Raw genomic sequence first — 24,485 nt, 5'->3', positions numbered from 1 at the left:
CAGGGCACTGCACAGCTGTGCGGTGCCCTGATCCTGATCGAACTACTGGTTATCCTTGCTCTGCTTCATGATCTCCTGGGCGGAGAAATTGATCCCGCAGGTGGGGAACGAATTGCCGACGAAGAAATTGTCGGACTCCGCCTGGAAATAGTCCTGGCCTTCCTTGAAGTTCGGATCTTCGACGATGGCCAAGGGCAATTTGACCGACTGCGGCACCACCTGGCCCTCGAGCGCGGCAATCGCCGTCTTGATGGCGACGGCCACTTGCGCGGGTCCGGTTCCAGCCGACGAGCATTTCAGGCCGTCGGCGGCATGTGCCGCACAGAACTTGCGAAATCCGTTTTCGGTTTCGCCGCCGAAAGGCACGAAGGGGTGCTTTGCGTCGATCATCGCCTGAACGATGCCGGTGTCGCCGCCCTGCCCGGTAATGCCGTCGAAGGGGCCGCTGGTTGCGATTGCGTCCGCAGTCACCTTCTGGGCGACGCCGTCGTCCCATTTGCCCATGACCTCGACGACCTCGAACTTCTTGCCCGACGCCTGGAGCTTCTCATGGATGCCGTCGTGCCTGTCGGTATCGACAGACGTGCCGGCGACACCGCGCACCTCAAGCACCTTGCCGCCATCAGGCAGATGTTTGACGAGCCAGTCGCCCCACAATTGCCCGAGCCCCTTCTGGTCGACGTTGACGTTGATGGCGTCCTCGGTGTCGAGGATGTTGTCGAAGGCGACCAACACCACGCCAGCTTCCTTCGCCCGCTTGATGACCGGCGCAAACGCCGTCGGATTCTGGGCATTGACGACGATCGCGTCATAGCCGGAGTCGATGAAGTTGTTGATCGCCGAGATCTGGGCCGGCACATCCTCGCCCGTCGAAACGACCTTGAACTCCTTCAGTTTGGCTGCGACGTCGGGTTGAGCGGCATAGGCCTTGGCGGTCTGCACCATCTGGATACGCCAGGTGTTGGCGATGTAGCCGTTGGCAAGTGCGATGCGATACGGGCCGTCCTTTTTCGGGAACTTGAAGAATTTCGTGTCCGCCGACCACGGCGCGAAACATTCCGGCTCGGCTGCAGGCCCTGAAACGATTTCCGGATCTGCATAGGCAGCAGATCCCAGCATGAAAAAGGCAGTGGCGGCAACGATGCCGCCAGCGAGTGACTTCACCATCGACATTTCCTCCCATTGGCGCGCCACTTGTTTGTTCTCCAGCCCGGGGATGAACTCACCCTCGAGCGGCACGAACTCCTGCGGCACCGGCACGCTGGATGCCTGCGTTCACCATTGACGAGGCGCTCTGGTCTCCTCCCGAAAACACCGCTGTCTCTTAATTAGGTAGCGCTACCACATGCGATTGTAAAGTAACATTTGCGGATTATTGAGAACCGAATATCACCGGTTTAAGATCAAAATCAGCGTGATTTCGGCGTCTTCGAAGGAAGCCTATTCCCTTCCGCAATGATAGCGCTATCATATCGCGACGCTTAAGAATGCGTTCTTTGCCGCATGAGAGACCCCATGGCCGAGGATTTCGAGATCGTAGACCCGCGCTTTGCCCGGCTGGTCAACCACAGCGCCCGCGTGGAGCAACTTTATACGGGGTGTCGCTGGACCGAGGGGCCGGCCTATTTCGCCGCCGGGCGCTATCTCGTCTGGTCGGACATCCCCAACGACCGGATGCTGCGCTATGACGAAACCGATGGGCATGTGAGCGTCTTCCGGCAGCCGTCGAACTTTTCAAACGGCAACACCACCGACCGACAGGGCCGCCTGGTAACCTGCGAGCACGGCGGCCGCCGCGTGACCCGCACGAACCATGACGGCAGCATCACAACCATCGCCGATCGCTGGAACGGCAAGCGGCTCAACTCACCGAACGATGTCGTCGTGCGCTCCGACGGGTCGATCTGGTTTACCGATCCTGCCTACGGCATCGAGAGCGATTACGAAGGCCACAAGGCGGAAAGCGAAATCGGCGCCTGCCATGTCTATCGCGTCGACCCGGCGACGGGCGCGGTCACTGCCGTCATTAAAGACATGGTGCGGCCGAACGGCCTTGCCTTCACCCTTGACGAAAGACGGCTCTACGTCGTCGACACCGGCCGGACGCACGGCCCTGACCTTCCGGCGCATATGCGTGTCTTTAATGTTGATGAAGCGGGCTCCGTGTCGGGCGGCGAGGTCTTTGCCGATTGCACCGCCGGGCTGTTTGACGGCTTCCGTCTGGATGACGAGGGCCGGATCTGGACAAGTGCCCGCGACGGCATCCACTGCTATCACCCGGACGGCACTCTGCTCGGCAAGGTCAGAGTGCCTGAAAACACCGCCAACTGCGTGTTCGGCGGGCCGAAGCGAAACATCCTCTACATCTGCGCAACCAGTTCGCTTTATGCCGTTCGGCTGATGGTCAACGGCGCACGTCTCTACTGAGGCAGGAGGTCAATCATGCCGTTCGGGCGGATCACCATCGTACGAGAGGTCCTCGGCGACGATCCTTCGGTCAAGAAAGCTGCGATCGCAAGCAAGGTCGTAACGGCGATTGCCGAAGCGACCGGGCTTGCCGAGCGTGAAATTTCCGTCGTCTTCGATGAGGTCGACGCAAGGAACTGGTATGTCGGCAACACCGATGTGGAGACCTTGCGCGCGCGCAACCGGCAGGGATCGACGTGACGGACGACATCGTCTCCAGAGACCAGGGGCGCAAGGCAAGCCGGCGCGGCAGTGGCAGGCCGACGATCGCCGACGTCGCCAAACTGGCCGGCGTCGCGGCGATCACCGTCTCGCGCGCGCTGCGCGACCCATCGCTCGTTTCGGCCGAACTGCGCGCCGAGATCGATACGGCGGTGATCCAGCTTGGCTATGCGCCCGATCCCAATGCTCGCGCGCTCGCGTCCGCGCGAGCCGATGTGATCGGCGTTCTCGTGCCGTCGCTGACGAACATCGTCTTCGCCGACACCCTTCGAGGCATCTATGACGGGCTCGGCGACGGCCCGCTGCAGATCCAGATGGGCAACACCCACTACTCTCCACGGGAAGAGGAACGGCTGATCCGGATGTTTTTGGGCCAGCGGCCATCGGCGTTGATCGTGTCCGGTATCGACCAGACCGAAACGACCCGCAAACTGCTCGAGAGCGCGGATTGCCCCATCGTGCAGATCATGGAATATGGCGAGGATCCGGTCGATATGCTGGTCGGCTTCTCCCACTTCGATGGCGGCAAGGTGGCCACCAATCATCTGATCGAGGCGGGATATCGCCGCATCGGCTTCATCGGCGCCCGAATGGATCCACGCTCGCAGCGCCGCCTCGCCGGCTACCGCTCGGCGCTCGAGGCCGCACAGTCCTTTGATCCCAAGCTGGTGACAACCACGTTGACGCCGTCTCGCGTCTCGCTCGGCGGGCAGCTCCTGGCCGACGCATTGGCAAAGGTCGCCGATCTCGACGCCGTCTTCTGCAACAATGATGACTTGGCCATGGGCGTGCTGTTTGAATGCCAAAGGGCAGGCATCGCCGTGCCGCACCGCATGGCAATTTGCGGCTTCAACGACCTCGACATGATGCACGTCGCCTATCCGTCGCTCACCAGCATCCGCACGCCGCGCTATCAAATCGGCCGACAGGCTGTACAGATGGTGCTTGATCGACTGGCTGGCCTGCCAATCGCATCGCCAATCGTTGACCTGGGCTTCGAGCTCAAGGTACGTGAAAGTACGATGCAATGACAACGCACCGCGCTGGAACCGAGCGGATCGGAACATCCGGAAACTTGCCGCAGACACCTCATCGCCTCGTCAATACCTCTGCTTCGAAGGCTGAGGCCTTGGTGGTATCGTCGGGCGGCTAGCTACCGCCCACTGAAGCGTCCGCAAATTGCCACCATGAACTGAGCTTTAGTGCCGATGTGCGGAATGTTCACCGAGCACGGCTACGGCAACGTCGAGTTCGGCCTAACTGCGCTTTGTTCGCGACAATGATTGTCGAGGATGGGTGGTGCTGAAGCCGAGCGCGACGATCAGGCAATTGATTAAGCGGCCCGTTCGTCTGGATTTCATCCTAGCCGGCTAAGGATCTTCACCGCGGCTCGATGGAGGTCGGCGTTTGCAGCCATCAACACGGTGTCGTACCGTGTCGCATCCGCAAGAGGCTGCCCATCCCAGTCGGTCACGATGCCGCCTGCAGCCAGAATAATGGGCATCTGTGGCAGGATGTCGTAGTCGAAAACATTGCTTTCGACGAGTAGGTCGATGCCGCCCAGCGCCAGCAGCCCGGCCGCGTAGCAATCGTGAGATATGCGGGTGAAGCGTACCTTGGCAGTCAAGGCATCGAAGCGCTCGTGGCGCGCGCGGTCGAACTGCTCAAGGGCCGAGGTGTAGAGGATCGCCTCGCCGAGCGCGGTCTTTTCGCTGGTGCGGATCGGCTCCTCATTAAGGGTCGCGGAGGAGCCTATGCCGAACCATCGTTCGCCGGTGATCGGCTGATTGATCATGCCGAGGACAGGTTTGCCGCGATGGAGCAATGCGATCTGTGTGCCGAAGGCGAGCGAGCCGGAGATGAAGGACTTCGTGCCGTCGATCGGGTCGAGCACCCACACCCATTCGGCATCCGTTCGGCATGCGCCGAATTCTTCGCCCCTGATCCCGTGGTTGGGAAACTGCGCCTCGATCATGCGCCGCATCGTGGCCTCGGCGTCGCGGTCGGCAATGGTGACGGGGCTGGAGTCTGCCTTGGCGTCGACGACAACACGCTTGCGGAAGTGCGGACGGATGACGCTGGCAGCGGCATCGGCCATGGCGTGCGCAAGTGCCATGTAGGGCGGTGGGCAGTCAGGCTCATGGGTCATCGTTCTATCCTCAAAGCTTCGGCAGCAATCTGATTGAGCATGGTTCTTACGGTTTCGAGCTGCCGATGAGCGGCGATGGCCTCTTGGCGCAGCCGCGCGCCAAGGTCGGTGGTCCCGATGTCCGTGAAACTCGCGGAGCGAGCCGCGATGAACGGGTCGCTTTCCTCCGAGGGGAAGCGCAGGGCGGGCGCGAAATAGCCCTCCTCTTCCTCGAGCCCGAAGCTTAAGACCTGCGCACGGTCCTGGCCAAGCAGAAGCAGGTCCACGAACATCGCATGCAGCGGCAGATGGCCGGTGCCAGTTTGGCAGGCGAGGTGCGCCCAGCCGTCGCGATCTTGCTGGACGAGGCAGTCTTTGACATGCACTTCGGTCACATAGGGTGCCTGTGCGGCAAGCGCCGGCAACGGCAGCTCATAGGCATTGATCATGTTGCCGAAGTCGAACAGCAGGCCAAGGCGCGGATTGGCGACAGCCTTTACGATGCCGATCAGCTCCTCCGACTTCAGGTCCTCGTGCTGTTCGAGCGTGTAGCGAAGCCGCCCCTCGGGATCGAAGGTCTCCAATCGTCGCAGATCAGCAATCGTTTGTGAGACAATTTCCGAGACGCGTCCCTCGTAGCGCGGATAGCAACGCAGCGACGTCGCGCCAGTGGCAAGCGCGATACGTACCGCATCAAAGAGACCTGTCTCCTGCGTCGTGCTGGTCTCGATATGGAGCTCCAGTCCGAACTGCTCGACTGCGGCACCATATTCAGAAAGCGCTGCGTCTGACATACCGGCGAGACTGGCTGCCTCGCCGTCCTCGACATGGACCTTGAGGCCGACGAGCCGCTGCTCATAGGCGAATTCGGCAAGCTGCAGCGGTGTCACTCCGCCAAAACGCATGTTGAGATGAAAGGCATAGGCGTGCGCAAACAGCGGCGCGTTGCGCGCCCGCTCCGCCAGCCGGGCGCGGGCCGGGCCGGAAAGGGTGGCAATTTTTGCGCGCCAGTCCGGCGACGCCAGATCGTCAAACGTCGTTTCGGTCAAAGAGCCGGCTCCTTCACAGGCGACTTCAAAGCTGAGGGAACATCAGGCGGCAAGCACCAGAAGATCGCGATGCGGCAGGCTGACCTCTACGGTGGTGCCAACCGAGGGCGGCGGCCTGTCGGGCTGGTTGAACGTATCGAGCGAAACGAACTGGCCCCCGACCGCCACTTTGATGCGGATCACTGAACCGAGAAAATGCACTGCTGCAATTTCGCCGGAAAGGACGACGCGATCGCAGTCGCTGCGCCCCAGTTCGACCGATTCTGGACGCATCGCCAGGCTGATGCGCTCGCCGGGCCGACCATTAAGCGGCTGGTCCAGCGCCACCGGGACACCACCAAGCCGCACCTTGCCGGTGGTCGCATCCAACACGTCGGCGTCGAGAAGATTGAGCGTACCGACGAATTGCGCAACGAAGCGCGTCGCCGGCCGGTTGTAGATCTCGAACGGCGTGCCGACCTGGTCGGCGACGCCCTGGTGCATGACCACGACGCGATCCGAAATGGACAGCGCCTCCTCCTGGTCATGCGTCACGAAAATGGCGGTGATGCCGAGATCGCGCTGGATTCGACGGATCTCGTCACGCAGGCTAATGCGAACCTTCGCGTCCAGAGCCGATAGCGGCTCATCGAGCAGCAGCACTTGCGGGCGCGGCGCCAGTGCGCGCGCAAGCGCCACACGCTGCTGCTGGCCGCCGGAGAGCTGGAACGGATAGCGCCCCCCGAGTTGAGGCAGGCCAATCAGATCCAGCATTTCACCGACGCGCCGTGCAATGGCCGCCTTGCCCTCACCCGCGACCTTGAGGCCGAAGCCTATGTTTTCCGCCACCGTCAAATTTGGGAAAAGTGCATAGGACTGGAACACCATGCCGATATTGCGCCGGTTGGCGGCAAGCCCTGTCACCTCCCGTCCGTCGATGCTGATCGCGCCTGATGTCGGCGTCTCGAAGCCGGCGACCATGCGCAATACCGTGGTCTTGCCGCAGCCAGACGGGCCGAGGAAGGAGACGAACTCCCCTTTTTCGATGTCGAGGTTGAAATCCTTGACGACACGGGTCGGGCCAAAGGATTTTTCCAGGTGATGGATATCTAGAAAAGCCATGGTCAACGCCTCACGGTGGAGAATTTGGAGAAATGGGTGACAAGCTGGATCAGGGCCATACAGGCCCAGGTGATGGCGAAAGCGACAACGGCGAGCGCCGAGGGTTCGTAGGCGCGGTTGCCACCCATCCAGACCATGTAAGGGCCGAACGAGCCGACGTTGAGCAAGGCGGCAAAGACATATTCGCCGATGACGATCGCGAAGGTCAGGAAGGCGCCGGATAGCACCGAGACAAAGACGTTTGGCAGGATGACGACGGCAAGGATCCGCGTCCAGCCGGACCCCAGGCTCTGGGCCGCCTCCGTCAGGCTGCCGACATCGATGGTGCGCAGGCCCGTGTCGACGGAGCGATACATGTAGGGCAGCGACAGTGTCGCATAGCCGAACAGAAGGAGGAGATTGGTACCCCACCAGCTTCCTGTGAGCGGCAGGACGGAGGATGTGTTGTAGATGCGGATGTAGCCGAAGACGATGACGATCGGCGGAATGACCAGTGGCAGCAGCGTCAGGAACTCGACGACGGGGCGCAACCCGGGAAACCGCAGCCGGACAAAATAGGCCGTCGGCACGATGAGCAGGATTCCAAGAACGATCGTGAGCAAGGCCAGAACGACGGAGTAGCCGAAGGTTTGCTGGAACTGCGGATCGGCCAGCACGACGCGGTAAGCTTCGAAGCTGTAGCCATCGCGCTGCATGCGCATGGAGAAGTCAAACATGCCGACGAGCGGAAGGAGGAAATAGAGCCCACCCAAAGCGACGGCGAGCCAGGACCAGACGCGCCTTTCCCTCATTTGACCCACCTTTCCGCGCGCATGCGCAGGAGGATATAGATTGCGTTGGCAATGGCGGTGAGAAGGATCATGGCAAAGGCGATCGCATAACCCAGATGCGGATCATTGAGCACGTCACCGCGGATCTGGGCGAACAGGACGATCGGCGCGATCGAGAGCGATGAGCCGGTCAGCGCAATGGCGGTCGCAACTGCTCCAAAGGCATTGGCGAAAAGCAAAGCCAGCGTGCCGAGAAGCGAGGGCCAGAGCACTGGCAACGCCACCAGGCGCCAGTACTGAAAACCGTTGGCGCCGAGACTTTCGGCCGCCTCTCGCCATTCGCGGCGCAGCCCCTCCAGTGCCGGCGTGATGATCAGCACCATCAGCGGGATCTGAAAATAGAGGTAGGTAAGCGCCAGTCCGAGGAAGGAGACGATGTTGAAGCCGGCGCCATAAAGATTGATGCCGAACCAGTGGCGCAGCAGCATCGTCACGAAACCAAGGCGGCCGAGGGTTGCGATGAAGGCGAAGGCGAGCGGCACGCCGGCGAAATTCGAAGCGACGCCTGAGAAGGTCAGGATGGCATTGCGAAGGGGTCGCGGAAGGCCGCCGAGCGTGATGGCGGCGGCCATGAGGAAGCCGAACAGACACCCGAGCGCCGCTGTCAGCAGGCTGAGCTCGATCGAGATCCAGAAGGCCGATCGTATGGATGGCGCAAGAAGCTTGCCGAGGTTCTCCAGCGTCATCTGTCCCTCAGCGTTGCGGAACGCGCCGAGCACGATGTTGAGCGTGGGCAGGATGAGGAACAGCGTGGCGAAGACGAAGAAGGGGGCGACCCCGAACCAGCTGAGAACCTGTCGTGGCCGGAAGACGGCCGGCAGGGATGCGACGCTTGTCGTCATCGGATTTGTCCCTGGGAAAATTGCGCCAAAGGGGGGCGAGAGGCTTCACGACCGGTGAAACCTCTCTCTCAAGCGGAGGATTACTTCACGTTGGCGCCGACCACCTTGTCCCAACCCTCGACGATCGCCGTCTTGTTGGCGGAAAGCTCGTCGACCGTCGGGAAGATCGCCTTTTCATAGGCTTCGGCAGGCGGCAGCTTGTCGAGCAGCTCCTGCGGGAACTTGCCAGCCTTCAACATGGCATTGAAGCGCGCCGGGTGGCAGTAGCCCTTCAGCCAACCGGTCTGGCCTTCGTCGGAATAGAGATATTCCATCCAGAGCTTGGCGGCGTTCGGGTGTGGCGCGTAGGCCGAGATTGCCTGAACATAGACCCCGGCGACCACACCGCTTGCCGGTACGACGACGTCCATCGGCGGGTTGCCCTTCAACGCGTCACGCCAGGCCAACAGATTGTAGTCCCAGGCGGCGACGATCGGGGTCTGCCCCTGCGCGATCGTGCCGGCCTTGCCGAGCACAGGCACGAAATTGCCGGATTTGTTCAGTTCCGCAAAGAGCTCCAGGCCCTTGCCGCCCGATTCCGTTCCAGGCTTGGCGCCCCGCGAGATGCCTGCCGACATCAGCGCCAGGATGGCCTGTGCCGAAGACCGTGGATCGCCGGTGAGTGCGACAGCCCCGGAGTACTCCGACTTCGACAGATCCGACCAGTCGGCCGGTACAGTATCAAGCAGGTCCTTGTTCACACCGAAGGCCATGACGCCGTAGTAGTCGCCGTACCAATAGCCTTGCTCGTCCTTGATGTTTTGAGGAATTTCGTCCCAGGTCGCCACCTTGTAGGGTTGAAGGAGGCCCTCCTTGGCGGCAGCCGGCGCAAAAGCCAGGCCCAGATCGACGACGTCAGGCGCCTGCGAACCCGTGTTGCCCTTGTTCGCGCGGATGGCTTCGAGCTCGTCGGCGGTACCGGCGTCGGGGTTCAGTTCGTTGACTTCGATGCCCGGATACTTCGCCTTGAAGCCGGCAATGACGTCTCCGTAGTTGCACCAGTCGTGCGGAAGCGCAATGACGGTCAACATGCCTTCCTCCGTTGCGGCAGCGACCAGCTCTTGCGATGCCTCAGCCTGGGCAAGACCCGGCAGGGCCGCCGCCAGGGCGAGTGTGGAGACGAAGGCGCGACTGGTTGCACGCGATAGAAGCTTGTTCATGAATTCCTCCTGTTGACCGTCGACGACGGATCGTGGGCGATGGCTGCTTTTTGTCCTTGCATCCGGTCGTCGGCACCGCCGCCTTTCCCGGTTCCCCCGCACCTTGTCTGCGTCCTGCGAAGGGCTGCATCGGTGCGTTTTCGTGTAGGGACAGGATGTAACAATTGGACGACGAAGAAACGTCCATTATGGTGCATTCTACTGTACCAATTTTTGGAGGCGCACCGGTGGTCAAACAGCTTGAAGGGCCAATCCTGCCTTTCCTTCGCCTCGACGCGGCAGTCGCCCTGCCGAAATTCCGCCAGGTGCAGGACCAATTGCGCATGGCGATCCTGAAAGGGCACCTGCGCGCCGGAACACGGCTCCCTGCAAGCCGAATCCTTGCCGAGGAGTTGGGACTGTCGCGCCAGACGCTGGTGCGGGTGCTCGATAACTTGAAGGCGGAGGGCTATCTGGAGGCACGACAGGGTGCCGGTACTTTCGTCTCGGCCGCCTTGCCGCGCCAACCGGCAAAGCCGCTGTCGAGGCCCACCCGCCACGATGTCGCCGACCGCGCGCCGCCGCGGCTATCGCGAATTGGCGACCTGTCATGCCGGATGTCGGCCGATATCGGCCAAATGGAAGACAGGCCTTTCCTCCCCAACCGTCCGGCGCTCGACCGGTTTCCCTTCGCTGTGTGGAGGAAATGCTGGAACGCCGTGACGCGCGGCGGCAAGGCCGTGGCCATGGGCTATGGCGACGTCGCGGGCGAACTGGTGCTTCGCCAGAGGATCGCCGAATATCTGGCCCTGCACCGGCGCGACCCTTGCGATCCCGAACAGATCGTCATCACGCCCGGGGGGCACGCCGCCTTCACGCTTTCGGCTTTGGCGCTTGCCGATCCTGGCGACGGGATCTGGTTCGAAGATCCGGGGCCGGTGACCACCAGCAACCTGTTTCGCACGCTTGGGCTGCGGCTGTGTCCGGCCGATGTCGATGCAGACGGCATGGATGTCGAGGCTGCAATGGCTCGCTATCCCGACGCGCGCCTCGCCTTCGTCATGCCGTCGCGCCACCACCCGCTCGGCATCACCCTATCGCTTCCACGCCGGCTTGCCCTGCTCGAATGGGCGCGCGCGAGCGACGCCTGGATCATCGAGGACGACTACGACAGCGAATTCCGCTACGACGGCGCGCCTTTGCCTTCGATGCGCTCCATCGACAGCGACGACCGGGTGATCTACGCGGGCAGTTTCAGCAAGGCGCTCTATCCGGGCATCCGCGTCGGCTTTCTCGTCCTGCCACCCCAACTCGTCGGAACATTTCGCACGCTCTCGGGGCTGATCCACCGCAGCGTCCCGGTGGAAACCCAGCTCGCGCTCGCCGAGTTTATCGGCGGCGGTCACTTTGCCAGCCATCTGCGCCGGATGCGCGGCCTTTACGCCGAGCGCCGCGAGGCTTTCATGTTAGCCGGGCGGGATGCGCTTGCCGGACTTGCCCGCATCGACTGCTCCGAAAGCGGGCTCAATGCACTCGCCTGGCTGGAGGGCGGCCGAGAAGACCAGGCCTCCCACCGCGCCGTGCTCGATGCCGGACTGCAATGCTATCCCCTGTCGGACTACACGATCGCGACACCTCAGCCGGCTGCGCTCATTCTGGGCTATGCAGGCGTTCCGGCGGATCGAATGAGGCCTCTTCTTTTCCGGCTGGCCGATGCGATCGCCCGATCGCAAGGCCGCATCGGGCGATCAGGCGATTGAGGAGCCTTTCGACCGCCATGGCCCAATCCTCCGGATCCTCGTCATCGCCGCGAAGCCGCCGGGCGACCACGTAACCGATACCGCGCAACATGACGCACCGCCCTTTCCAAGGATCATTATTGCCGGACGGCGCGAAGCGGCTTTCCACTGCGCTGGGTGACGCCAACGCCGGGGGCGACGCCAACTGCGGCGTTGCAAGCCGCAAGCAGTGGCTTGCCGCGCACCATGTCGGAGGCGCGTTCCGCCAGCATGATCGTCGGCGCATTGAGGTTGGCGTTCGGCTCTGACGGAAAGACGGAACTGTCGATCACCCTCAGCCCGTTGATGCCGCGGACCTTGAGCTCGCTGTCGACGACTGCCATTCCGTCCTCACCCATGCGGCAGGAGCCGCAAGGATGGTAAGTGCTTTCCATTGTCTCGCGCACCCAGGCGTCGATCTCGTCGTTGCTTCGAACATCCTTGCCCGGCGCCATTTCCTCGCCGCGAAAGCGGTCGAAGGCCGGCTGGGCGATGATTTCGCGCGTCAGCCGCAGGCAGCGGCGGAAGCCCTCGCGGTCCTCCTCGCGGTCGAGATAATTGAAAAGGATATCCGGTTGCTCATGGGCTTCCGGAGAGCGTAGCCGGACATAGCCGCGGCTCTTCGGCTTGTTCGGACCGGTCAGCACCATGAAACCGTGGCCGTCGAGCGGCTTCTTACCGTCGTAGCGCATGGCGGCCGGCAGAAAGTGGAACTGGATATCCGGCCATTGCAGCGACGCGTCGGAGCGAATGAAGCCGCCGCTTTCGAAGTGGTTGGAGACCGAAAGCCCCTTCTTGAACAAGAGCCATTCGGCCCCGATCAGAGCCTTGCTGAAGAGCCCCATCTTGCCGTTGAGCGTGATCGGCTCCTTGCAGGCATACTGGATGTAGACCTCGGAATGATCCTGCAGGTTCTCGCCGACCCCTGGCAGATCGTGCAGCACGGGAACACCGGCCTTCTGCAGCACGGCGGCTGGCCCGATACCGGAGCGCTGCAACAGGTGCGGCGATCCGATCGGTCCGGAGGAAATCAGCACCTCGCGGTTGGCGCGCGCGACATGACGCTCGCCGCCGAGCTCGTACTCGACGCCAACGGCGCGCTTGCCTTCGACAAGCACGCGCCGCGTCATCGCATGGGTGATGACCGTGAGGTTCGGCCTCTCCATCGCCGGCTTCAGATAGGCGTTGGCCGTCGACCAGCGCACGCCGTCCTTGACGGTCATGTGCATCGGCCCGAAGCCCTCCTGCATGTGCCCGTTCGGGTCGTCTGTGGTGATGTAACCCGCCTCGCGGCCGGCATCGACGAAGGCGCCATAGAGCGGGTTCTTCATCCCGTTGCCGGCATTGGTCGCAAGAGGCCCGGAGGCGCCGCGATAGCTGTCGCCTCCGTCCTGCCAGCTTTCGGCGCGCTGGAAATAGGGCAGGCAGTTGGCGTAGCGCCAGCCGCGCGCACCCAGTTCCTCCCACTCGTCGAAGTCGCTGGCGTGGCCGCGCATGTAGACGAGCCCGTTGATCGAGGACGAGCCGCCGATGACCTTGCCGCGCGGGCAATGCACGCGCCGGCCGTCGAGACCGGGCTCCGGCAGGGTCATGTATTTCCAATTGTACTTCGTTCCGTTCATCGGGATCGAAAGCGCCGTCGGCATCTGGATGAAGATCGACTTGTCGCTGCCGCCGAATTCAAGAACCAGCACCCTGGTCGACGGGTCCTCCGAAAGGCGGTTGGCGAGCACGCAGCCGGCCGATCCTGCGCCGATGATGATGTAGTCGTAGGTGTCGCTCATGGCGGTCTTCTCCAGGCGTTACGGGTATTGGCCCCAACCACGGCCACGGGCAAAAAGCCGCGTGAGCACGTAGTGGGTGGCGCCTGCGGCAAGGCAGGACGGCACGGAGGCGGTCAGGTATTTGAAGGCCGGCAGGCTTGCCAGCGTCTGCGGATTGAAGACGGCGACATAGACGATGAAGCCGACCGCAAGGGCAAAGAGCCCGATGGGGTTGAAGCCCGCCCAGAACCGATAGGGTCCGTTTTCCTGCGGTCCGTGCAGGCTGCGCATGTCGAGCTTCTGGCCACGCAGGAAGAAGTAGTCGGCGATCCCGATACCGGCGAGCGCGGAATTCAGCGCCGAAGTCCAGACGAGGAAGATGAAGAAGCCGTCATACATCTGCGGGTGGAAGACCACGAGCCCGAACGGGATGAGGCAGAAGAGGAACAGGATTGCGCCCCAGGAAATGGCGCGAACCGATGCGGTTCCGACCTGCCTGAGGCCGACGATCGACGTGTAGAGGATGTTTGCCATCGAGGTCATGTTGGCGAAGGCGACGAAAAGCAGCGCGACGATGCCGATCATCGGACCGGCGATCTTCGTCATCCAGATCGTCGGATCGCTTTCGCCGAGTGCGACTGCTGCAAGCAGGCCGACAATTTCGCCGAGTGCTGCCGCCCCGAAGATACCGAGAACATTGGGCCAGAAGGCGGTGCGCTCGTTCTTCGTCAGCCGCGCCAGATTGCCGATATAAGGCCACCAGGAGAAGCCGGCTGCCAGATTGACCTCGACCGCGACGATGAAGTTCAGCGTCTTGTCCTCGAAAGGCGGCGCAAGGGCCGGCAAGGCCAGAAGCTCGCCGATCGAATGATGGCTGAGAATGAGGTAGAGCATCGCCACCATCAAGAGGACCAGCGCCGGCGACACGACCATGTTGAAGAACTTGATCGAGGTCGGCCCCTTGGCGACGATGAACCAGGTGAGCAGGATTGCGCCGATCGCGGCGATGATCATCTTCGCGCCCGTCGGATTGGCGGCCTCACCGGCGCTCAGCGCCATCAGCCCGTCGATCGAGCGACCGAACATCATCGCGAGAACCGCAAGCCACCCCATGGTGAGAATGACGACGGCGAGCACATAGACGACGCGGCTGCCGTTGTAGCCAAACTGGCTGCGCAGCGCCACGAACTGCTCAACGCCGTAGCGGCCGGTCATGGTGGTGGTGGCGAGCGCCGTCAGCACGACGCCGACGATGTTGCCGATGATAATGGCGGCGATACCCTCCTTCGGCCCGACGAAGAGGCCGACAGAGCCGCCGATCAGAAAGGCCCAGGTGGCAATCGCCAGTGCCGAATTGGCATAGGTGAACTCCCAGAAGCCCCAGAGCCGTTCAGACGGCAAGAGGGGCGCATCGCCGCGCTCGGCGGCAGCACGATTACGGGCGGCCTCTTCCTGTTCCGTCTTCAAAGTGGAGAGATGTTCGAGTGCGACATGATCGGTCATCTCAAGCCCCCCAGAGCCAGAAGCCGACGACCAGCACGAGCGTCAATACCGTCATGCCGGTGTAGTCGAGCGCAGTCATCGTGCCCTCGAAGCGGTCGCCCGCCTCGATATCTTCATAGATGCGGGCGCGCCGCGCCAGTTCGCTCTGCCAGGCGATATCGTTGTTTTCCATCGTCGTTCCCCTTTTCGCGTCGCGCCTTCTGGCGTCTTTCCGCGAAGTCCATTGCGGCTCCATCAGCCGCCGATCTTCGGAAGCGGATAAACCCGCTGCCGGCTACCGAACCGTGACGGGCTCGGAATAGAAGGGCAGTCGGTCAATCCTCGGCGACCAGCTGCCGTTTTCGACAACACGCCGCACATGGGCGGCAATCTCCTCCATCGGCGCGAACCAGACGTCACCGCGCGTGAGAACCTGTTCGAGGAAGCGATGCACCACCTCCCAGCGGGCAAGCCGGCCGGTGGCAAAGGGATGCACGACCGGCACCCACAGCGCGCCGTGGCGATAGGCCGCCTCGAACTCCTGCGAAAAGGCGGCAAAGCCCTGCTCCGGCGCGCGGATTGGCATCATGTAGTCGAGGTCCATCGACTGGACATATTGCGGCCAATCGTCGAGGCCCCAGTGCGACGGCAGCTCGACGAGGGCGCCGGCGTCGCATTCAAGCAGATAGGGAATGTCGTCACCCATCAACGAAGCGTCGTAGGCAAAGCCCCGCGACACCAGGAGGTCAGCGGACCGGTGGGAAAAATTGTAAAGCGGCGCCCGCCAGCCACGCGGTCGCTTGCCGCTCGCCTTCACGATCACCTCGATGCCGCGGTCGAGCCAGTGCGCCTCTTGCTCGTCCGAAAGTTCGCGGGGGTGCTCGTGCAGGAAACCGTGATGCGCCAGCTCGTGGCCGCCTTCCAGAATGGCCTCGATCGCCTGCGGATATTGCTCGATGCACCAGGCCGGCACGAAGAAAGTCTGCTTGATGCCCAGTTGCCGATAGCTCTCGACAATGCGCGGGATCGCGACCTTCGGCCCGTATTGCAGCATCGAGATCGCCGATACGCGGCTGTGGCCATCCTTTGGATGGGCGATATGGACGAGGCTGTCGGCATCCATGTCGAAGGTGATGGAGGCGGCGCATTTGGCGCCGTTCGGCCAGGGAATGGGATTGGCTATCATGGCATGATGCTCCCGCCGTTGCTGCCGATCCCCTGGCCGGTGAAGTAGCGCCCGCCGGAGCCGGCGAGAAACCGTGCGAGTTCGGCGATCTCCTCGGGCTTGCCGAAGCGCGCAAGCGGTATCGCCAGTTCCCTGGCACGCCATTCGGCGCTCATGTTCGCCGCCCCAAGCATCTCGGTATCGATCGGACCGGGGCAGATCGCATTGACCAGCACGCGCGGCGCAAATTCCTTTGCCCAGGAACGCACCAGACCGAGCACGCCGTGCTTGGACGCGACATAGGGCGAAAAGGTCTCGCGGCCGTAATAGGCCATGTCGGAGGCAATCATGATCAGCCGCGCGGGCTCCTCAGCCGTTCCCCCCATCAGCCCCAATGCCATCTTGCCGACGAGGAAGCTGCCACGCAGGTTGATGGCGATGACCCGGTCGAAATCCGCAACGGGTGTTTCAAGCAAGGGCGCTTCATGAATGACGCCGGCGCAGTGGACGACGATATCCAGTCCGCCGAACGTCCGTTGCACCACCTCGCCGATGGCGGCGACCGAACCTTCGTCTGAGACATCGCAGGCAAGCGTCAGGGTTTCCGTAGCCCCTGCCTGTACGGCCGAAATCGCCGTCTCGTCCGGTTTGCGAATATCGGCAAGCGCAACCCGAGCTCCTGTCGCTGCGAATGCCAGGGCGCAAGCAGCCCCAATACCGCGATAGGCGCCGGTGACAAGAACGCGCGCACTCATGCCATCACCTCGCCGCGGTCGAGCATCAGCGCCTGGCCCGTCATGTCCCTTGCGCCATCGGAAGCGAGGAAGAGATAGGGTGCAGCGAGGTCTTCCGGTTCCAGGAGGCCCGGCAGAACCTGGGCTCCCACGATCTCGTCCAGCAGGTCCTCCTCGCTGCGCCCGGTGCGCAGCGACATGTTCTTCAGCGACAGCATCGCCGCCTCGGTGCGCACCCAGCCGGGGCAGACGGCATTGACACGAATGCATCGTCCCCCAAGTTCCTTGGCCATCACCCGGGTGAAGCCGAGATTGGCATGCTTGGAGGCGATATAGGCGGAGAACTCCGGCACCGCGACACGGCTCCAGATCGACGCGGTGACGACGATGCGGCCCCCCTCGCGCATGTGAGGCAGCGCGTGGCGGGTCACATAAAAGGTGCCGTTGGTGTTGATGTCGGTGATGCGTCGGAACGTGTCTTCGACACCGTCGTCTTCGTCGGTCACCGGCGTAATGCGCTCGAGCCCGGCATTGTTGACGAGCACATCGATGGGACCCAGCGGCGCGAGTGTCGCCTTAACGGCAGCACTGTCGGTGATATCGCATTCGAGGGCCTCGATCCTGCGACCGAAGCGTTCAGACATCTCGCGGGCGGCCTCGTGAATTCCACGGCCGGAGGAAAGAATGGTGACCTCTGCCCCGGCGGCGGCAAAACCTTCCGCGACCGCGCGGCCGATGCCGCGGCTGGCGCCCGTCACCAGCACGTGTTCGCCGGAAAAATCGTAAGCGATACGACCCATGGTCTCAGCCTCTCTTGGCGTGCATGACGCGGCCGATGAGGTTCATCAGCACCTGGGCGGCGAGGATCGAGGTCGAGCCTGAGTGGTCGTAATCCGGCGCAACCTCGACCAGGTCGATGCCGACGATGGTGCCGCGCCTGGCGAGTATCGAGAGGATCTCCAGCACCTCGTAATAGATGAAGCCGCCATGGGACGGCGTGCCGGTGCCCGGCGCAATCGAGGGATCGAAGCCGTCGATATCGATCGTGACGTAGTAGCGGGCTCCGGCCGGCACGCGCGAAGCAACCTTCTCCGTGCCGAGCGCGCGGATCTGGCGCACGGACAGGATATCCGAGCCCATTGACCGCGCATTCTCGTAGCCTTCCTTGGCCGTCGAGGAAACGTTGCGGATGCCGAACTGCGAGAGCCCGGAGACATAGGGCTTCTCGGCGGCCCGGCGCATGGGATTGCCGTGGCCGTAGCGAACCCCGTGCCGCTCGTCGACGAAGTCGAGATGCGCGTCGATCTGGACGATATGGATCGGGCCGTGTTCAGCACAGTCGTCTTCAAACGCGTTGATGCAGGGGATGTTGACCGAATGGTCACCGCCGAGCACCACCGGAAGCGCGCCGGCGGCCAGGATCTTGCGCACGCCGAATTCGATGTTGGCATGGCTCTTCATCGTGTCGGTGTGGACGATGTCGGCGTCACCGATATCGACGATCGAAACCTTGTCGCTCGGCAGGTAGGTGACGTCGTCCTCGTGATCGTAGGCGCCCCCATGGCCGAAGGAAAACAGCGTCGATGCCTCGCGGATGGCTCGCGGCCCGAAGCGGGTGCCGGCGCGCCATTGCGTACCGCAGTCAAACGGCGCGCCGAGGATCGCCACATCCGCATCGATCGCATCCCAGTCCGGCTGGTAGGGATATTTGCCGAAGGTGCAGATGCCGACGAACGGCAGGTTCAGCCGCCCGGTTTCATAGGAATTACCCGCCATGTCTCTCCTCCTCAGGATGAAGGGAGTGTGTGGAAGGTCGATACGCTTAAAAATATCTATGATTGGATGTTTAGTTATGACTTAATCAATGAATGATCAACAAGGTTCGCCATCGCATCCTCAATCTGTCGCTCGGCGATGCAGAGTTGAGATTGTTGCGTGTCTTTGCCTCCGTCGTGCAGCATGGGGGGTTTTCCGCCGCGCAATCATCACTCGGGATGACGCAGGCGACCATCTCCACCCATATGCGCCACCTTGAGGAGCGGCTGGGCTTACGCCTCTGCAGCCGCGGGCGCAGCGGTTTCCTTCTGACCGACGAAGGACGCCTCGTTTATGAGGCGACGCTGGATCTTTTCGGCGCGCTGGAAAAGTTCCAGAGCCGTGTCGGCGAAGCGCAAGGGGAACTGACCGGCAGCCTGACCTTCGGCACTGTCGACGCGATGATTACCAACCGGGATCTCGATCTCCAGGGGGCGCTCGCTGCCTTCCACCGACAGGCGCCGCGTGTGCATCTGGAGATCGACGTCGCCGCGCCGCAGGTGCTGCATCAGGGCCTTCTAAATGGTGGTTATCAGATCGTGCTGATGCCGACGGTCGGCAGCGCGACGCCGCATTTGCGCACGCAGCCCGTTTTTTCCGAGGTGCAGAAACTCTATTGCGCGCAGGGTCACCCGCTATTCGACCTGCCCGACGATGCGCTCACCGACGCAGTTCTGGAAGCGCAGTCTTTTGCTGGTCGCACCTACATGCTTACCGAGACGATCTGTGGGGTAAACTTCCACTGGGCGGCGGCCACGCCGCACATGGAGGGCACGCTGCTATTGCTCCTCTCCGGCGCCTATATCGGCTTCTTGCCCGACCACTACGCCGACGAATGGGTACGCAACGGTCGCCTGCGGCTGCTCGCCCCCGAGCGCATGACGTTCGAGGACATGTTCCACATCGCCCATCCCCGCAGCAAGCCCTCGCGTGCCGCCGAGACGCTTGCCCAGGCGATCCTCGCAAGCGCGCGCCCCGGCTAGACTCGATGGCGATTTCGGGGTGATCCTCGACACGCGGATTGGATGTGTCGGACGACTCAATCGTGGTAACGATCTGTTCGGTGAACTGCGGCAACGCCCATAGCGAACCTGAATCAGCCGGCGGCACCTTTCCGCTAGCGCCCTCGGCATGATCATGTACCCGACGCGCAGGGATTGCAGCAGCGTCATGCTGAAGGCGCCGATATAGATGACCTGGCTGGCCTGATCGAGCGCTTTCAGCGGTGGAATCGGACCGCCCCGATAGCCAAACTCGCTGCCCAGATCGTCCTCGATGATCAGCGCCTCGTGGCCGGAATGTCGGACATAATGCAGTCATGCAGGTAATCGGCGAAGGTGTCGCCATTCTGTCGGACAGCGCAACGGTCGCCATGGCGGTGCCAAGAGCAATGGCGGCATCCATCAGTATAACCCCGCACGCAAACTCGACGGCATGCCAGCTTGCTGCATTCGATGAAGGCGGGCGCATTGCCCATAAGCTGACGACGCGCTCTACAGTTCGAGGCTCGGCGTGCCGGCCGGACCGGGCGAGCGAACGTATGACAGAACGCTTTCGCGCGCTATTGCCCGAGCCATGCGGCACAACATGCTTGAGCAGCACTCGAAGCTGACGCTCCGGGGTTTCGATTCCATCTGGCAGGGCAATCACAGACGGCTCACGCCGCATAAGCGGGTAGGACGGGATGCGTTCTCCCGCCCGCCTCAGGCAAATTTCTGATCGATGGCTCGAAAGCCGAAGAGGGCTTTCCTCGTTGTTTGGTATTGGACACGATGTTGTCCACGGCAGGCGCTTCCGTGCCGGGCAAGGTGCGCGATCTCTGATCTGTCAGCCCGTCTTGTGTATCCCCAGCGCGTCCGCGATGGACTTCACGCGTCTGCCAAGCTTGATGTAGAGCTGCACGGCTCTCATGCGGTCTTCGTACGAATACATGAACTATCTCCTGTTAGTCCAAGAATTCGTCCGCACCTCCAGGGGATCAGTTTTTCATTTCGCCCGACACTGCGACTGCGTGAATGTCTTCATATCGTCTTCCTCGGTTCAGTTCGGCTGGCTAACTCCCCGTTCGAACCTCAAGAGCGGGCGAACGCCAGCAACGGTCCTATGTCGTGGTTATCAGCCGCCCGAAGGGCCGCAACATAACGAGCGCGGGTCTCGCCCGCATCCACCAGATCAGCTCTGCCCCAGGTAAAGGGCGGCCGGCCAAGCCGACGTGCCAGCAGATCACCAGCCAGCCGGGAAAATCTGCCGTTCCCGTTCGGAAAGGGATGAATGGCCACGAGCATATGACTGAACCGCACGGCGATCTCGTCGGGTGGAAAAGTTTCCTGTTCGACCCAGTAGCGTACGTCGTCGACCACCTGCCTGACTGCCACTGAGATGCGATAGGCATCGATACCGATATTGCGAGGCGTGGTTCTGTAGTCCCCAGCCCAGTCCCAAACGTCCCCAAACATGCGGCGATGCAGCTCACAAAGAAAAGCCTGGTCGAGCACGTCCCTTTTTCGCGACGTTGCCCACCGCAGGCCCTCGCCGATATTGACTTGCTCGGCCTCATTCAACTCGTGCCGCAAGGTGATGTAGGAAGGGATGAGCCGCTCCCGCTCCTCAGGGGGTAGAGGGGTGTTTGCCTCGTCGTCGTGCTCGAATAGAGGATCTTCAGCCATGGATCTCAATCCTCATCCCAAAGGCGCCGTGCAGCGTCGGTAAGCAGGGATTCCACGAGCCGCCGACGTTCTGCCTCCAGGTCCGACTTAAGCAGCGCCTGATTCTCCAGCCGCATGGTGTGGTCGAGCCTCGTCATATCCTCGCCCACCTTTTCGGCGGCACGCTCGTAAAGGATATCGTCGAGCGGTTTTATCGGCACGAAAGCGTAGACGAACGTGCAGTTCATTGCCGCAGCGGCCTCACGAAGGGTCTTGATTGTTGTCGCTCCGGAAACCTCGGCCTTCTCGATGGCCGGTATGCGAGACGGAGCCGCTCCCATGCGGTGGGCAAGTTGTCGGGTGGTCATACCAAGAGCTTCCCGGATGGCCTTCATCCAACCGCGAGGCGGCGAGATGATTTTGAGTTCTCGCACGGGCGCGAGACGTCTTTCCAACTGTTTTCGCGCGAGCGCGGCTTGCTTTCTGTTCATATATTTATGTCCATAAAGAAGAAAATTATCACAAATAAATGATCATGGTCAGCTTAATAGAACATATAAAGATAATCAATATTCCCATTCTTGATCATATATCCATGAGCAGTGGCCGCAATTTCAACGTGACTCTCTGGTCGCAGTGAACGCTTGCCGGCTTTCCAACCCGACATCAACAGCTGCATGGCGCCTTTTACCGCTGATTATTTCTACGCTACGAGCTCCACCGCCGGCTCGCGGACCGCATCTCGACCTTGCAATGGGATTGGAGGGTCTACACGTCATGCGCGTTTTTCTGATAACGGGCCTGTTGCGTTTCCGATGAAGCGACATTTCCGCCTGCTGACGGCAGCAAACTTTTGAGAGCTGCTTGATTGTGCGGAACCGTTTGGTTCAGATGCTCGACCACCAGTTTCGAGCCGCTGGAACCGCCACCTTCTTAGAACGCGTCGCGAACTCTTCGCGCAGGGATGGTCAGTATGGTCCAATATCAAGACTGGTGCGACTACAACGACGGGGCTCTTGGAAAAGACTACCTCCGGGTCATGACTGCGCACGGGGCCGATGTTGCGCCGTCCAAATGACAGCAAAAGCCCTGCCCGCTCACTACGTCGCCGAGGAACGGATCGCCAGACCGCTTGCAAGGATGGGTAAGAGCAGCGTGGCCAAGATAATCACCGATCTACTGCCGAAGATGCCGCAGATCCGCTCCGGCGACCTTGGTGCGACCGAAGGGATCAATGCCTATAGCGGCTACAAAGCGCCCATGTCGTTTTGCATTTAACCGCAAGACTCCGACAGCAATAGTTTCAACAAGATAGCCTGGCACTAAATTTAAGAGTTGGCAGTTAATTGAGATTGCCCCTTTGGAGACCGGTAACTTCTCGAGGGTCCGGCGGCGCAAAGGGGGGTGGCTTGGGTTTGAATATCGAAGGCACGTTCGGGTCTGGCTGTCGGAATGGTGCCCTGAAGCGATCGCGAAGTCCGCCGTTCAACGCGGTCGTCCGGACCTGCGTGAGCATGTGAGCGCCGTGGAGCGACCATCGCGTCTGCTGCTTCTTGACCATCCGCTTTCCAACAAGCGAATTACCGCCGACTCGGCAAGTGTCGTAGGGACGCGAAGCCCAGCCGGGTAGCGCTTTCCATAGTTGATGATCGCACCGCGGTTGGAACGGATGTAGGTCGGGAGCTGCGAGCCAAGGCTGTGAAGCCGTGCAAACTAGAATTCACCTTCCCGCTGCGACTGCTTGAGACTGACCAGGAGTTGCTCTAGGTCGCGGATCGCCCAATCGACGCGACCGTGCCACAGACGCCACTTCACGGCCGTGACGTCCCTGTCAATGGTAAGCAGTACATCGGCACGGTCAGAGTTGGAGCGGCAGAGGTGATTGGCGATCTGCTGCATCGGCTGGATCTTCATGGCGATGTGGAACAGTCAGATGTGAGCTGTCGGCTTCGGCATCGCCCGGGGCAGGCGCTTGAGGATTTCGGCGCCGTCCGAGATCACGGTGACGTCGCCGAAACCGCGATACCCTTCCTGCCGAAGGGCATGCAAAGTTCGATCCCGGATTGCGGTTTGGTCGGTGCTGCTCGTCGCGAAATAGCGGCCGCTGACATCACCCCGACCGCCGTGGCCGCATCGGGCCACAACGAGCTCGAAGTTTCGCCCTGAATTAGGATCAGCACTTCGGACATGAGCCGTGTCGATGCTGATGACGAATTCCTTGCGTCGGTCACCGGGAAGCTGCATTTCAAGCGAAGCGCGTTCCATCTTCGACAGCGTCACTGTTATCCTGCGCTACATAAAGTCGGTAGATGGACGGGCTTTCGAGGAGTCGGGGCGGCCGGAACGCTGGTGCGGGTCGTTTGCGCCGCCTTATGCGCAGCACTTAGAGCTGGCGGAGGAACTACAGCAAGAGATTTTAGCAGCTTGTTCGGCCAACCAGCGGTCCCGAGGCTTGCAGCTCGCAGGCCGTGGCGTCAACGCGACCTGGAGAGTGCCGTCTTCCGCGACAGGAGTATTCGCGCAGAACAACTGCATCGGCCCGACGCCATCGCTCACCTCGAAGGTCAGCTTGGCGGACCCGTCGAGACGGACGTGTTCGGAAACCTTGCGGACGATGGCCGAGAACTTCCCGGCCGTCATATGGGTCCGCTCGCCCTCCTCGATGTCCCATAGCTGCACGAAAATCTCCGACCAGGCTTCCGGATTTGCCCCGCAATCAAGCGCGGAGAACTGGCCAGCCTTGACCTCGGTCACGTGATAGCCGGGCTTCACGGGCTTTCCGTCATACAGGAAGACCAAGGGCAGGTCCGGTGTCTCTGCGGCTCTGCCGAGCAACTCCCCAAGCGAGATATCGGTTTTGTGGGATTGGCTATTGTCGATCGCGCTCATTTGCGGTTATCCTAAATTTCAATGATTCAAGGATTATTGAAATATGGATGATCGTCAAGCCCTCTCCTCCTTCGCCGCGCTTTCACAGGAAACCCGACTTTCCATCGTGAGGACCCTGGTCATCGCCGGCCCTGAAGGTCTGGCCGCCGGCGCGATTGCCGAACGCATGGGCGTCTCTCCATCAAACGTCTCGTTCCACCTCAAGGAACTCGAACGATCAGGCCTCATCTCCCAACGCCGGGAGTCGCGCTCGATCGTCTATAACGCAAGTTACGACACGCTGGCCGATCTGGTGACTTTCCTGATGGAAGACTGCTGCGCGGGGCATCCCGGCATCCGCGGGTCCGTCGAGCGATCCGCCAGTTGCTGTTCAAGCGAAGCATAGCCCGTCAAGGAAC

26 protein-coding genes are annotated in these 24,485 nt (G+C 61.7%); 7 read left to right on the top strand and 19 right to left on the bottom strand.

Annotated features, from left to right (window positions below; translation table 11 throughout):
* Positions 1-42 precede the first annotated feature (42 nt).
* On the bottom strand, positions 43-1,167 hold the full coding sequence (locus IB263_RS27490; RefSeq protein WP_034798635.1) for a sugar ABC transporter substrate-binding protein: 1,125 nt from the start codon (positions 1,165-1,167) through the stop codon (positions 43-45).
* A 348-nt stretch (positions 1,168-1,515) separates the two neighbouring features.
* Between IB263_RS27490 and IB263_RS27485 the strand changes: the two genes are divergently transcribed.
* The 3 genes from IB263_RS27485 to IB263_RS27475 are packed head-to-tail and all read left to right on the top strand — an operon-like array spanning position 1,516 to position 3,719.
* On the top strand, positions 1,516-2,427 hold the full coding sequence (locus IB263_RS27485; RefSeq protein ID WP_060520824.1) for an SMP-30/gluconolactonase/LRE family protein: 912 nt from the start codon (positions 1,516-1,518) through the stop codon (positions 2,425-2,427).
* Between the two features lie 15 nt (positions 2,428-2,442).
* Positions 2,443-2,667 (top strand): tautomerase family protein, encoded by a 225-nt coding sequence (locus tag IB263_RS27480; RefSeq protein WP_060520825.1) that lies wholly within the window; start codon positions 2,443-2,445, stop codon positions 2,665-2,667.
* Complete coding sequence (locus IB263_RS27475) at positions 2,664-3,719, top strand: LacI family DNA-binding transcriptional regulator (RefSeq protein WP_244496935.1); 1,056 nt, start codon at positions 2,664-2,666, stop codon at positions 3,717-3,719. Before IB263_RS27480 ends, IB263_RS27475 begins: the two co-directional genes overlap by 4 nt.
* Before the next feature lie 326 nt (positions 3,720-4,045).
* On the opposite strand, the gene IB263_RS27470 is transcribed toward IB263_RS27475, so the two are convergent.
* From IB263_RS27470 to IB263_RS27445, 6 genes are all read right to left on the bottom strand, one after another.
* Positions 4,046-4,804, bottom strand: coding sequence for an inositol monophosphatase family protein (locus tag IB263_RS27470; protein WP_256385319.1), 759 nt, complete (start codon positions 4,802-4,804; stop codon positions 4,046-4,048).
* 29 nt (positions 4,805-4,833) lie between these two features.
* Positions 4,834-5,865 (bottom strand): sugar phosphate isomerase/epimerase, encoded by a 1,032-nt coding sequence (locus IB263_RS27465; protein WP_060520827.1) that lies wholly within the window; start codon positions 5,863-5,865, stop codon positions 4,834-4,836.
* Positions 5,866-5,907: 42 nt separating this feature from the next.
* Complete coding sequence (locus IB263_RS27460; protein WP_060520828.1) at positions 5,908-6,966, bottom strand: ABC transporter ATP-binding protein; 1,059 nt, start codon at positions 6,964-6,966, stop codon at positions 5,908-5,910.
* A gap of 2 nt (positions 6,967-6,968) precedes the next feature.
* The gene (locus IB263_RS27455) at positions 6,969-7,757 is read right to left on the bottom strand and encodes an ABC transporter permease (RefSeq protein ID WP_060520829.1); all 789 of its coding nucleotides are present in this window, start codon (positions 7,755-7,757) and stop codon (positions 6,969-6,971) included.
* Complete coding sequence (locus IB263_RS27450; RefSeq protein ID WP_192439281.1) at positions 7,754-8,638, bottom strand: ABC transporter permease subunit; 885 nt, start codon at positions 8,636-8,638, stop codon at positions 7,754-7,756. Before IB263_RS27450 ends, IB263_RS27455 begins: the two co-directional genes overlap by 4 nt.
* 80 nt (positions 8,639-8,718) lie before the next feature.
* Entirely contained in the window at positions 8,719-9,837 is a 1,119-nt protein-coding gene (locus IB263_RS27445) for an ABC transporter substrate-binding protein (RefSeq protein ID WP_060520831.1), read from the bottom strand.
* A gap of 227 nt (positions 9,838-10,064) precedes the next feature.
* Between IB263_RS27445 and IB263_RS27440 the strand changes: the two genes are divergently transcribed.
* Positions 10,065-11,576 carry a PLP-dependent aminotransferase family protein gene (locus IB263_RS27440; protein ID WP_192439280.1) on the top strand — a complete coding sequence of 504 codons (1,512 nt, stop codon included), beginning with the start codon at positions 10,065-10,067 and terminating at the stop codon, positions 11,574-11,576.
* Between the two features lie 116 nt (positions 11,577-11,692).
* On the opposite strand, the gene betA is transcribed toward IB263_RS27440, so the two are convergent.
* From betA to speB, 7 genes are all read right to left on the bottom strand, one after another.
* Positions 11,693-13,378, bottom strand: a complete 1,686-nt coding sequence (gene betA, locus IB263_RS27435) for a choline dehydrogenase (RefSeq protein ID WP_192439279.1) — start codon at positions 13,376-13,378, stop codon at positions 11,693-11,695.
* 18 nt (positions 13,379-13,396) lie between these two features.
* Positions 13,397-14,860: a cytosine permease gene (locus IB263_RS27430; RefSeq protein ID WP_192439278.1), complete on the bottom strand. Its 1,464-nt coding sequence runs from the start codon at positions 14,858-14,860 to the stop codon at positions 13,397-13,399.
* A gap of 1 nt (position 14,861) precedes the next feature.
* On the bottom strand, positions 14,862-15,032 hold the full coding sequence (locus IB263_RS27425) for a hypothetical protein (RefSeq protein WP_089046047.1): 171 nt from the start codon (positions 15,030-15,032) through the stop codon (positions 14,862-14,864).
* 102 nt (positions 15,033-15,134) lie between these two features.
* The gene (locus IB263_RS27420) at positions 15,135-16,025 is read right to left on the bottom strand and encodes a polysaccharide deacetylase (RefSeq protein WP_060520835.1); all 891 of its coding nucleotides are present in this window, start codon (positions 16,023-16,025) and stop codon (positions 15,135-15,137) included.
* On the bottom strand, positions 16,022-16,759 hold the full coding sequence (locus IB263_RS27415; protein ID WP_112772678.1) for an SDR family NAD(P)-dependent oxidoreductase: 738 nt from the start codon (positions 16,757-16,759) through the stop codon (positions 16,022-16,024). The genes IB263_RS27420 and IB263_RS27415 overlap by 4 nt, the downstream gene beginning before the upstream one ends.
* The gene (locus IB263_RS27410; RefSeq protein WP_192439277.1) at positions 16,756-17,538 is read right to left on the bottom strand and encodes an SDR family NAD(P)-dependent oxidoreductase; all 783 of its coding nucleotides are present in this window, start codon (positions 17,536-17,538) and stop codon (positions 16,756-16,758) included. Before IB263_RS27410 ends, IB263_RS27415 begins: the two co-directional genes overlap by 4 nt.
* Before the next feature lie 4 nt (positions 17,539-17,542).
* Positions 17,543-18,514 carry an agmatinase gene (speB, locus tag IB263_RS27405; RefSeq protein ID WP_113188112.1) on the bottom strand — a complete coding sequence of 324 codons (972 nt, stop codon included), beginning with the start codon at positions 18,512-18,514 and terminating at the stop codon, positions 17,543-17,545.
* 92 nt (positions 18,515-18,606) lie between these two features.
* Here speB and IB263_RS27400 point away from each other — a divergent pair, with 92 nt between their 5' ends.
* On the top strand, positions 18,607-19,536 hold the full coding sequence (locus IB263_RS27400; protein WP_090428361.1) for a LysR family transcriptional regulator: 930 nt from the start codon (positions 18,607-18,609) through the stop codon (positions 19,534-19,536).
* A 1,089-nt stretch (positions 19,537-20,625) separates the two neighbouring features.
* Here the strand turns inward: IB263_RS27400 and IB263_RS27395 are convergent.
* Both IB263_RS27395 and IB263_RS27390 read right to left on the bottom strand, forming a co-directional pair.
* A complete protein-coding gene (locus IB263_RS27395) occupies positions 20,626-21,219 on the bottom strand; it encodes a mobile mystery protein B (RefSeq protein WP_090297719.1) in 594 nt (197 codons plus the stop codon).
* A 5-nt stretch (positions 21,220-21,224) separates the two neighbouring features.
* Positions 21,225-21,689, bottom strand: a complete 465-nt coding sequence (locus tag IB263_RS27390) for a mobile mystery protein A (protein WP_034798540.1) — start codon at positions 21,687-21,689, stop codon at positions 21,225-21,227.
* A 583-nt stretch (positions 21,690-22,272) separates the two neighbouring features.
* On the opposite strand from IB263_RS27390, the gene IB263_RS27385 reads away from it, so the two are divergent.
* The gene (locus IB263_RS27385; protein WP_176960320.1) at positions 22,273-22,476 is read left to right on the top strand and encodes a hypothetical protein; all 204 of its coding nucleotides are present in this window, start codon (positions 22,273-22,275) and stop codon (positions 22,474-22,476) included.
* A 435-nt stretch (positions 22,477-22,911) separates the two neighbouring features.
* On the opposite strand, the gene IB263_RS27380 is transcribed toward IB263_RS27385, so the two are convergent.
* From IB263_RS27380 to IB263_RS27370, 3 genes are all read right to left on the bottom strand, one after another.
* Positions 22,912-23,097, bottom strand: coding sequence for a hypothetical protein (locus IB263_RS27380; protein WP_192439276.1), 186 nt, complete (start codon positions 23,095-23,097; stop codon positions 22,912-22,914).
* 30 nt (positions 23,098-23,127) lie between these two features.
* The gene (locus tag IB263_RS27375) at positions 23,128-23,478 is read right to left on the bottom strand and encodes a hypothetical protein (protein WP_192439275.1); all 351 of its coding nucleotides are present in this window, start codon (positions 23,476-23,478) and stop codon (positions 23,128-23,130) included.
* Between the two features lie 90 nt (positions 23,479-23,568).
* Entirely contained in the window at positions 23,569-24,087 is a 519-nt protein-coding gene (locus tag IB263_RS27370) for a DUF6428 family protein (protein ID WP_192439274.1), read from the bottom strand.
* A gap of 43 nt (positions 24,088-24,130) precedes the next feature.
* Here IB263_RS27370 and IB263_RS27365 point away from each other — a divergent pair, with 43 nt between their 5' ends.
* Positions 24,131-24,472, top strand: a complete 342-nt coding sequence (locus IB263_RS27365) for a helix-turn-helix transcriptional regulator (RefSeq protein WP_060520391.1) — start codon at positions 24,131-24,133, stop codon at positions 24,470-24,472.
* Positions 24,473-24,485: the final 13 nt, after the last annotated feature.

Origin of the sequence: Ensifer sp. ENS03, from assembly GCF_014852035.1 — a bacterium.
GTDB lineage: Bacteria > Pseudomonadota > Alphaproteobacteria > Rhizobiales > Rhizobiaceae > Ensifer > Ensifer adhaerens.
Note: the sequence above shows the minus strand (reverse complement) of the source record. Positions and strands in the feature narration are given on the sequence as shown.

Coding starts and splice junctions, on each gene's coding strand:
- IB263_RS27380 (WP_192439276.1), bottom strand. CDS start 23,097: ATGCAGCAGATCGCCAATCACCTCTGCCGCTCCAACTCTGACCGTGCC.
- IB263_RS27415 (WP_112772678.1), bottom strand. CDS start 16,759: ATGAGTGCGCGCGTTCTTGTCACCGGCGCCTATCGCGGTATTGGGGCT.
- IB263_RS27470 (WP_256385319.1), bottom strand. CDS start 4,804: ATGGCACTTGCGCACGCCATGGCCGATGCCGCTGCCAGCGTCATCCGT.
- IB263_RS27410 (WP_192439277.1), bottom strand. CDS start 17,538: ATGGGTCGTATCGCTTACGATTTTTCCGGCGAACACGTGCTGGTGACG.
- speB (WP_113188112.1), bottom strand. CDS start 18,514: ATGGCGGGTAATTCCTATGAAACCGGGCGGCTGAACCTGCCGTTCGTC.
- IB263_RS27485 (WP_060520824.1), top strand. CDS start 1,516: ATGGCCGAGGATTTCGAGATCGTAGACCCGCGCTTTGCCCGGCTGGTC.
- IB263_RS27460 (WP_060520828.1), bottom strand. CDS start 6,966: ATGGCTTTTCTAGATATCCATCACCTGGAAAAATCCTTTGGCCCGACC.
- IB263_RS27455 (WP_060520829.1), bottom strand. CDS start 7,757: ATGAGGGAAAGGCGCGTCTGGTCCTGGCTCGCCGTCGCTTTGGGTGGG.
- IB263_RS27370 (WP_192439274.1), bottom strand. CDS start 24,087: ATGAGCGCGATCGACAATAGCCAATCCCACAAAACCGATATCTCGCTT.
- IB263_RS27480 (WP_060520825.1), top strand. CDS start 2,443: ATGCCGTTCGGGCGGATCACCATCGTACGAGAGGTCCTCGGCGACGAT.
- IB263_RS27420 (WP_060520835.1), bottom strand. CDS start 16,025: ATGATAGCCAATCCCATTCCCTGGCCGAACGGCGCCAAATGCGCCGCC.
- betA (WP_192439279.1), bottom strand. CDS start 13,378: ATGAGCGACACCTACGACTACATCATCATCGGCGCAGGATCGGCCGGC.
- IB263_RS27400 (WP_090428361.1), top strand. CDS start 18,607: ATGATCAACAAGGTTCGCCATCGCATCCTCAATCTGTCGCTCGGCGAT.
- IB263_RS27390 (WP_034798540.1), bottom strand. CDS start 21,689: ATGAACAGAAAGCAAGCCGCGCTCGCGCGAAAACAGTTGGAAAGACGT.
- IB263_RS27430 (WP_192439278.1), bottom strand. CDS start 14,860: ATGACCGATCATGTCGCACTCGAACATCTCTCCACTTTGAAGACGGAA.
- IB263_RS27445 (WP_060520831.1), bottom strand. CDS start 9,837: ATGAACAAGCTTCTATCGCGTGCAACCAGTCGCGCCTTCGTCTCCACA.
- IB263_RS27425 (WP_089046047.1), bottom strand. CDS start 15,032: ATGGAAAACAACGATATCGCCTGGCAGAGCGAACTGGCGCGGCGCGCC.
- IB263_RS27450 (WP_192439281.1), bottom strand. CDS start 8,638: ATGACGACAAGCGTCGCATCCCTGCCGGCCGTCTTCCGGCCACGACAG.
- IB263_RS27365 (WP_060520391.1), top strand. CDS start 24,131: ATGGATGATCGTCAAGCCCTCTCCTCCTTCGCCGCGCTTTCACAGGAA.
- IB263_RS27385 (WP_176960320.1), top strand. CDS start 22,273: ATGACAGCAAAAGCCCTGCCCGCTCACTACGTCGCCGAGGAACGGATC.
- IB263_RS27490 (WP_034798635.1), bottom strand. CDS start 1,167: ATGGTGAAGTCACTCGCTGGCGGCATCGTTGCCGCCACTGCCTTTTTC.
- IB263_RS27395 (WP_090297719.1), bottom strand. CDS start 21,219: ATGGCTGAAGATCCTCTATTCGAGCACGACGACGAGGCAAACACCCCT.